Origin of the sequence: Sphingomonas sp. (genome assembly GCF_048594985.1) — a bacterium.
Lineage (GTDB): Bacteria > Pseudomonadota > Alphaproteobacteria > Sphingomonadales > Sphingomonadaceae > Sphingomonas_I.
In genome coordinates, this window is record NZ_JBMDXG010000102.1 from 1 (window position 1) to 7,054 (window position 7,054).

At 68.1% G+C, this 7,054-nt stretch carries 9 protein-coding genes; 2 read left to right on the top strand and 7 right to left on the bottom strand.

The features are described from left to right. Window positions 1–388, bottom strand: a 388-nt coding sequence (locus ACOJSF_RS03815; RefSeq protein ID WP_420140899.1) for a GTPase, incomplete at its 3' end; no start/stop codon positions are given. 77 nt (window positions 389–465) lie between these two features. Between ACOJSF_RS03815 and ACOJSF_RS03820 the strand changes: the two genes are divergently transcribed. Then, window positions 466–1,095: an exopolysaccharide biosynthesis protein gene (locus tag ACOJSF_RS03820; RefSeq protein ID WP_420140900.1), complete on the top strand. Its 630-nt coding sequence runs from the start codon at window positions 466–468 to the stop codon at window positions 1,093–1,095. A 3-nt stretch (window positions 1,096–1,098) separates the two neighbouring features. Here ACOJSF_RS03820 and ACOJSF_RS03825 read toward each other — a convergent pair whose 3' ends face one another. The 4 genes from ACOJSF_RS03825 to ACOJSF_RS03840 all read right to left on the bottom strand — a co-directional run bounded on the left by ACOJSF_RS03825 (window position 1,099) and on the right by ACOJSF_RS03840 (window position 3,948). Further along, on the bottom strand, window positions 1,099–1,698 hold the full coding sequence (locus ACOJSF_RS03825; protein ID WP_420140901.1) for a TIGR02466 family protein: 600 nt from the start codon (window positions 1,696–1,698) through the stop codon (window positions 1,099–1,101). Continuing rightward, entirely contained in the window at window positions 1,695–2,264 is a 570-nt protein-coding gene (pth, locus tag ACOJSF_RS03830) for an aminoacyl-tRNA hydrolase (protein WP_420140902.1), read from the bottom strand. The genes ACOJSF_RS03825 and pth overlap by 4 nt, the downstream gene beginning before the upstream one ends. Window positions 2,265–2,321: 57 nt before the next feature. Continuing rightward, on the bottom strand, window positions 2,322–2,945 hold the full coding sequence (locus ACOJSF_RS03835; protein WP_420140903.1) for a 50S ribosomal protein L25/general stress protein Ctc: 624 nt from the start codon (window positions 2,943–2,945) through the stop codon (window positions 2,322–2,324). A gap of 142 nt (window positions 2,946–3,087) precedes the next feature. Next, window positions 3,088–3,948 carry a TraB/GumN family protein gene (locus ACOJSF_RS03840; protein WP_420140904.1) on the bottom strand — a complete coding sequence of 287 codons (861 nt, stop codon included), beginning with the start codon at window positions 3,946–3,948 and terminating at the stop codon, window positions 3,088–3,090. Between the two features lie 119 nt (window positions 3,949–4,067). Here ACOJSF_RS03840 and ACOJSF_RS03845 point away from each other — a divergent pair, with 119 nt between their 5' ends. Further along, complete coding sequence (locus ACOJSF_RS03845) at window positions 4,068–6,281, top strand: glycoside hydrolase family 3 C-terminal domain-containing protein (RefSeq protein WP_420140905.1); 2,214 nt, start codon at window positions 4,068–4,070, stop codon at window positions 6,279–6,281. Between the two features lie 6 nt (window positions 6,282–6,287). On the opposite strand, the gene ACOJSF_RS03850 is transcribed toward ACOJSF_RS03845, so the two are convergent. Both ACOJSF_RS03850 and ACOJSF_RS03855 read right to left on the bottom strand, forming a co-directional pair. Further along, entirely contained in the window at window positions 6,288–6,470 is a 183-nt protein-coding gene (locus ACOJSF_RS03850) for a hypothetical protein (protein WP_420140906.1), read from the bottom strand. A gap of 56 nt (window positions 6,471–6,526) precedes the next feature. Further along, window positions 6,527–6,919, bottom strand: coding sequence for a hypothetical protein (locus ACOJSF_RS03855; RefSeq protein WP_420140907.1), 393 nt, complete (start codon window positions 6,917–6,919; stop codon window positions 6,527–6,529). Between the last annotated feature and the right edge of the window lie 135 nt (window positions 6,920–7,054).

The window sequence follows — 7,054 nt, forward strand, 5'->3', positions numbered from 1 at the left end:
TCTCGACCGTTTCGGCGTCGGCGATCGGATCGACCTTGCCCTCGACGTGCGTCACTTCGCCCTCGAAGCAGCGCAGGACGTGGATGATCGCGTCGGTCTCGCGGATGTTGGCGAGGAACTGGTTGCCGAGGCCCTCGCCCTTCGACGCGCCGCGCACCAGCCCGGCAATGTCCACGAAAGCGAGCTGGGTCTCGATCTTCCGGGCCGACCCGGCAATTTCCGCCAGCGAGTCGAGGCGCGGATCGGGGACGGCGACCTGACCCACATTGGGTTCGATCGTGCAGAAGGGGTAATTCGCCGCCTGCGCCGCCGCCGTTTCGGTCAACGCGTTGAAGAGAGTCGACTTGCCGACGTTCGGCAGGCCGACGATGCCGCACTTGAAGCCCATGGTTCGCCCGGATGTGGAGAAAGTTGGCGCCCCATAAGCGCTACGGCTCGCGCTGGCCAGACCAAGCGCGCGGGAACATGGACGCGATGCCGGCGGTTCGCATGGGAATGGCCGAGGATCCGCACAAAGTCGCCGACATTCTCGACCGGCTCGCGGACTGCGCTGAGCGGGAGGAGCGCGTCTCGATCGGCGACATCGTCGGGACGTTCGGCAACCGGAGCTATGGTCCTTTCCTGCTGGTCCCGGCGCTGATCGAAGTGTCGCCGCTGGGCGGCATTCCGGGCCTGCCGACCGCGATCGCGGCGGTCATCATCCTGTTCGCGGCGCAGATCGCGTTCGGCCGGGCGCATATCTGGCTGCCCGGCTTCATCGCGAAACGGTCGTTGTCCTCCGACAAGCTTGAAAAGGCGGTGCGCAAGCTACGCCCGGTCGCGCGGTGGACCGATCGCTGGTTTCATGGCCGCTTGCCGGCGCTGACGAGCGGACCGTTCGTACGCTTCGCGGCGGTGGCGTGCATCCTGCTCGCGCTGACCGTGCCGCCGCTCGAACTGCTGCCCTTCGCCACCACCGCGCCGATGGCGGCGATCGCCGCTTTCGGGCTGGCGATGCTGGTCAGGGACGGGGCGCTGATGATCGTGGCCCTGGCGCTGGCGACAGGCAGCGTCGGGTTCGGCATCTACCTGCTAATGACCAAGGTGCTCGGGTGACCGTCAGCGATAGTTGAAGCTGATGCTGATCCGCTCATCCCTGGCCGTGCTCTGCATCACCTCGTGCCGCAGCCAGCTTTCCCACAGGAAGATAGTGCCCGGCGCGGGCTCGGCATAGACGAACGGCTGGAGCGCCTCGTCCGCCTCCGCGCGCCGGCGGGGGGCGGCCATCATCATCGGCAGGCGCGGATCCTCGAGCTTCAGCGCGCCCGCGCCCGGCGGGACGGTGACGTAGATCGTGCCAGACACCACGCTGTGCGGGTGGATGTGCCCCGAATGCGTGCCTGCCGACTTCATCACGTTGACCCACAGGCTGTCGAGCCGCAGCGGGCGGGTGAGATCGAAGCCGCACGCGTCGGCGAAGGCCGCAACATGGCGGTTGAGCCTGCGCACCAGCGCCGCGATCGAAGGATCGCGGCGCGGCAGATCGTCGAGCGAGGCGTAGGAGGTGTAGCCGCGATAGCCATGCGCGCGCGACCAGGCGCGGCCCGCGCGGTCGTCCTCCGCCAGCGTGCGGCAGCTTCGTTCGAGCTCGTCGAGCAAGGTCGCGTCGTCGAGCGCGCCTTCGTAGAAGCGCGTCGCGAACAGGCTGCGCACGGTCATGGCGCCAGTCTCCGCGCGACGTCGTTCATGAAGCGGGTGTCGTCGCCTGCGGCGAGCAAGGGCGCCTCCGCCGCGATCGCGCCGAGCATGTCGGCCAGATCGTCCATCTCCGCCTTCGCATAATTGCCGAGCACGTGGCCGGTCACCCGATCCTTGTGGCCGGGATGGCCGATGCCGATCCGGACGCGGCGATAGTCCTGGCCGAGATGCTGGTCGATCGAGCGCAGGCCGTTATGCCCCGCGGCGCCCCCGCCGGTCTTCACCTTGATGCGGAAGGGATCGAGATCGAGCTCGTCGTGAAAGGCGGTGAGGGCGGGCAAATCGAGCTTGTAGAAGCGCATCGCCTCGCCGACCGAACGGCCGCTGTCGTTCATGTAGGTGGCGGGCTTGAGCAGCAGGATGCGCGCCGATCCGATCCGGCCCGCGCTCGCCCAGCCCTGAAACTGTTTCTTCCACGGTTCGAACCCGTGGACTTCGGCGATGGCGTCGACGGCCATGAAGCCGACATTGTGCCGGTTGAGCGCAGATTGCGCACCCGGATTGCCGAGGCCGACCCACAACAGCATGATGTCGCCCGAAGAAGCGCCGCCGCCCAACCGAGGCAGGGCGGCGGCCGGTCCTGCTTACGCCTCGGGGGTCTCGCCCTCGGCCGAAGCCTCGGTGTCGCCCTCGCTCGACTTGAGTGCCGACGGCGCGACCACGGTCGCGATCGTCACGTCGCCCTCGTCGGCGGCGGTGGCGCCGTTCGGCAGCGTGATGTTGCTGAGGTGGATGCTCTCGCCAACCTCGATGCCCTTCAGCGAGACGGTGATCTCGCTCGGGATCTCGGCCGCGTCGACCACTAGGCCCAGGTCATGGATGACGACGTTGAGCACGCCACCGCGCTTCAGGCCGGGCGCCTGATCCTCGTCGACGAAGACGACCGGAACGTCGACATGCACCTTCGAATGCTCGCCGATGCGCAGGAAGTCGACGTGCAGCGGGCGGTCGGTGACCGGATGGAACTGAACGTCCTTGGGCAGGGTGCGGATCGCTTGGCCGACGCCGTCGATCATCACGACCGAATTCATGAAGTGGCCGGTATTCAGCGCCTTGACGAGCGCCTTTTCCTCGACCGTGATCGAAAGGGGTTCCTGCTTGTTGCCGTAGACGACGGCGGGGACGCGGCCTTCGAGACGCAGTGCGCGGGAGGCTCCCTTGCCAGCCCGCTCGCGCGCCGTGGCCGACAGGGTGAGCGTGTCGCTCATAGGTCTGTCTCCAGTTCGCTTGAGTGTGATGCCCCGCCGCCTCCAGGGATGTCCGGCGGGAAGGCGGGCGCATAGCGCAAAGCCTGGCAGGGGGCAACCATAGGGCCCGTGGCGGCGGAAAGGGGCAGGGAGCTGCGTTGCGTCAGCGGACGCGTTCGACCGTCAGCCCCTTCGCCGCCAGCATCTTCTGCACCGAATCCCGGCCGACCAGATGGCCGGCGCCGACCGCGACGAAGATGGTGCCGGGCTGCTCCAGCCGCCTTGCGAGCGCCGCCGCCCACGCCTCGTCACGGCGGCGGATCAGCAGGTCGCGCGTCTCGGGCGTGAATTCGGGATCGTCGGCGAAGGCACGCTCGATCGCGGCGGTGTCGCCGCTTTCCCATGCGGTGACGAGGTGGCGGAAGTCGGCGCCGGCAGTGGCGACGTCGTCCAGCGTGGCGGCGAGGAAGACGCGCTGCGCCGCCTCCGGCATGGCGTCGAAATAGCCGAGCTGCTCGGCGACCGTCTCCAGGCCCTCGACCGGCTTGCCGGCGGCGCGGAATCCTTCGCTCAGCTGCGGCTCGACCCCCGGGCCGAGCGGGTGGCGTTCGCCGATCTCGCGCATCGCGACCCCGGTCAGGACGAAGGCGGCGGCCCAGCTCTTGAGCTGATCGAGCGTATGCGCCGGCATGCCGCTGCGCGCGACCATCGCGGCCAGCCGGGCGCGTTGCGCCACGGGCACGCGTTCGGCAAGCGGCGGCAGGCCCTCCGCCCGGCCGAGCGTCAACAGCTGGCGGCCGACCTCGCCCGGATCCCGATCGAGCACGGTTTCGAGAACCAGCGCGCGCGACGCGGCGATCGCGCGATCAAGCTCGGGATCGCGCCACCGCGTGTTTTCCGGAAGGACATGGATCGTCCCGAACAGCCAGATCGTCGTGTCGTGGTCGGCCAGCTTCCACAGCGCGGGTCGCGCCGACGCGGGAACCGCGAGGAGAAGAAGGGCGAGGGCGATCAGCAGGCGCATCTCCGCCGCCTATCCGCGACCATGGTCGCATGTCGAGCGGGCTTGGCGTCCGCCGCCTTTGCGGGAATAGGAGGACGCATGAGGCGCGGAGTGATTTCGCGCCGGGAGGGGATTTCCTGATGCTTTATCGCGCCATGTTGTCCGCCGCGCTGATCGCCGGCCTCGCCACGTCCGTGCCGGCGGCACGCACCGATCCGCTCGCCTGGAAGAACCGCAAGCTTTCGGCCGCGCAACGCGCCGACCTGCTCGTCAAGGCGATGACGCTGGACGAGAAGATCACGGTCGTGACCGGCTATTTCGGCGTGCAGCAGGACTGGAACAAGTTCCAATTTCCCGAGGCGCGGCCGCAGTCGGCGGGCTTCGTGCCGGGCGTACCGAGGCTCGGCTTCACGCCGCAGTGGCAGACCGATGCCGGCAGCGGCGTCGCGACGCAGGGCGTGGCCCCGCCCGCGCTGGAGCGGACCGCGCTGCCATCGGGCATCCTCACCGCCTCGACCTGGAACCCGCGCCTCGCGCGTCAGGCGGGCGCGATGATCGGGTCGGAAGCGCGCAATTCGGGCTTCAACGTGATGCTGGCGGGCGGCGTCAACCTGATGCGCGATCCGGGCAACGGGCGGAATTTCGAATATGCGGGCGAGGACCCGTTGCTCGCCGGCACGATGGTGGGCGCGTTCATCGGCGGGATCCAGTCGAACAATATCGTTTCGACCATCAAGCATTATGCGCTGAACGATCAGGAAACGGGGCGCAACCGCGTCAACATCCTGATCGACGAGCCGGCGGCGCGGATGTCCGACCTGCTCGCCTTCCAGATCGCGATCGAGCAGGGCGATCCGGGATCGGTCATGTGCTCCTATAATCTCGTGAACGGCATCTATGCCTGCCAGAATTCGTGGCTGAACAATACGGTGCTGAAGGGCGATTGGGGCTTTCGCGGCTACGTGATGTCCGACTGGGGCGCGCAGCACGACACGGTGAAGGACGCGCTGGGTGGGCTCGATCAGGAGACGGGCGTCGGCCACGAGGGAAGCTGGGTCTGGCGTGAAAAGCTGAAATCCGCCGTCCAGACAGGGCAGGTCTCGCAGGCGGTGCTGGACGACAAGGTGCGCCGGGTCGCCTTCGCGCTGATCCACTATGGCGCGATCGACAATCCGCCCAAGCCCGCCTGGATCGACTTCGCCGCCAATGAGAAGGTGGCACAAGCCGATGCGGAAGAGGGGATCGTGCTCCTCAAAAATGACGGCAATCTGCTGCCGCTCGGCCCCGACGTCCGGACGATCGCGGTGATTGGCGGCCATGCCGAAGCGGGCGTGCTGACCGGCGGCGGATCGGCGCAGGTCTATCCGCGCGGGGGCACGGCGGTGAAGGGGCTGGGGCCGAAGAGCTGGCCCGGCCCGATCGTCTACGGCAAGTCGTCGCCCGGCGGCGCGCTGGCGAACGAGCGACCGAATGCCAAGGTCACCTTCGACAGCGGCGAGCGACCGGCGTCGGCCGCGGCGGTGGCGAAGGCGGCCGACGTCGCGATCGTGTTCGCGACGCAATGGACCGCCGAGAGCCTCGATTTCTCGACCACGCTGCCCGATAATCAGGACGCGCTGATCGAGGCGGTGGCCGCCGCCAATCCGCGCACGATCGTCGTGCTGGAAACGGGCGGCCCGGTGCTGATGCCCTGGGCGCCGCGCGTCGGCGCGATCGTCGAGGCCTGGTATCCAGGCAGCCGGGGCGGGCAGGCGATCGCGCGCGTGCTGACGGGCGCGGTCAATCCGTCGGGCAAGCTGCCCGTCACCTTCGGGCGCGTCGCCGAGGATTATCCGCGCGCGGTGATCCCGGGCCAGAATACCGCGAAAGGCGAGCAGTTCGACGTCCGTTACGACGAGGGCGCGGCGGTCGGCTACAAATGGTTCGAGAAGACGGCCAAGGCCCCGCTATTCCCGTTCGGCCACGGGCTCAGCTACACCAGCTTCATCCAGGATCGGCTGCGCGCCACCCAGTCACGCGGCGTGATCACCGCGAGCTTCCGCGTCCGCAACAGCGGGCAGCGTGCGGGCGCCCATGTCGCGCAGCTTTATGTCGCGCCGGTCGCGGGCGGATGGGAGGCGCCGAAGCGGCTCGGCGCATTCGACAAGGTGACGCTCGCGCCCGGTCAGGAGCGGACGGTCACGGTCAATATCGACCCGCGCCTGCTGTCGACATGGGATCAGGGGCGACAGGCGTTTCGTGTCGCCGGGGGCACGTATCGCGTCACTCTGGCGCGCGACGCATCCGATCCTGGACAGAGCGTGACGGTGAAGGTGCCCGCGCGTCAGCTTGCCGCGGGACGCGGGCGGAAGTGATCCCGATCAGGCTGGGGCGTGTTGCGGCCCGGCCTGATCGCCTTCGACGCGGGGATAAAGCTGGTCGAGATAGTGGCTGAGAAGGTCGTAATGCGCCTTCACAGCGGCCGGATGCGCGGCCCGCTGGGCCAGGTCGAGCTCTTCTTCCGCCCGACGCTCGAAATAGGGGCGATCATCGAAATAGGGCATGAGGTCACTATGGGGAGGGATTTTTGCCGGCGCGTTACGCGCCGGCAATAAATGGCTCAGCGGCGTTTGCGATCCACCCGCTTCACCGAAATGCTGGCAAGCAGCGTTTCGAACTGACCGGTCGTGAACCCCGCCGCGAGGAAGCGCTTAATTTCCGACACGGGCAGCGTATAGCCCCGGTGCCAGGCATGAACGGCCACGCGACGGATCGCTTCCAGTCGCGGGTCGGCGAGCACGGACTGACGGCCGATACCGAACACGCTGCCGAACGCGCGGGCGAGGGGACCGGGCGCGCTGAGGCTCGACAGGCGGTCGCGCCGTGCCAGCGCGATCACCGTCCATTCGAGCGGCGAGAAGCCGGTCGCTTCTTCGCCCTGCAGCGCCCAGTCGGCGGGGACCTCGCGTGCCGTGCCCGAAGCAAAGGCGGAGGCGGGTTCGAGATAAGCCATGGCGATCCCTTTCTGCGCATGCGGCGACGCAATCCGGATAGGCGTATCGCCCACTGGATGCTTGCCGCCGGCTAGACCTTGACGGCCTCGCCGCGTGTTTACCTTGATCCGAAATTGTTCCCGAACGTCCGATGA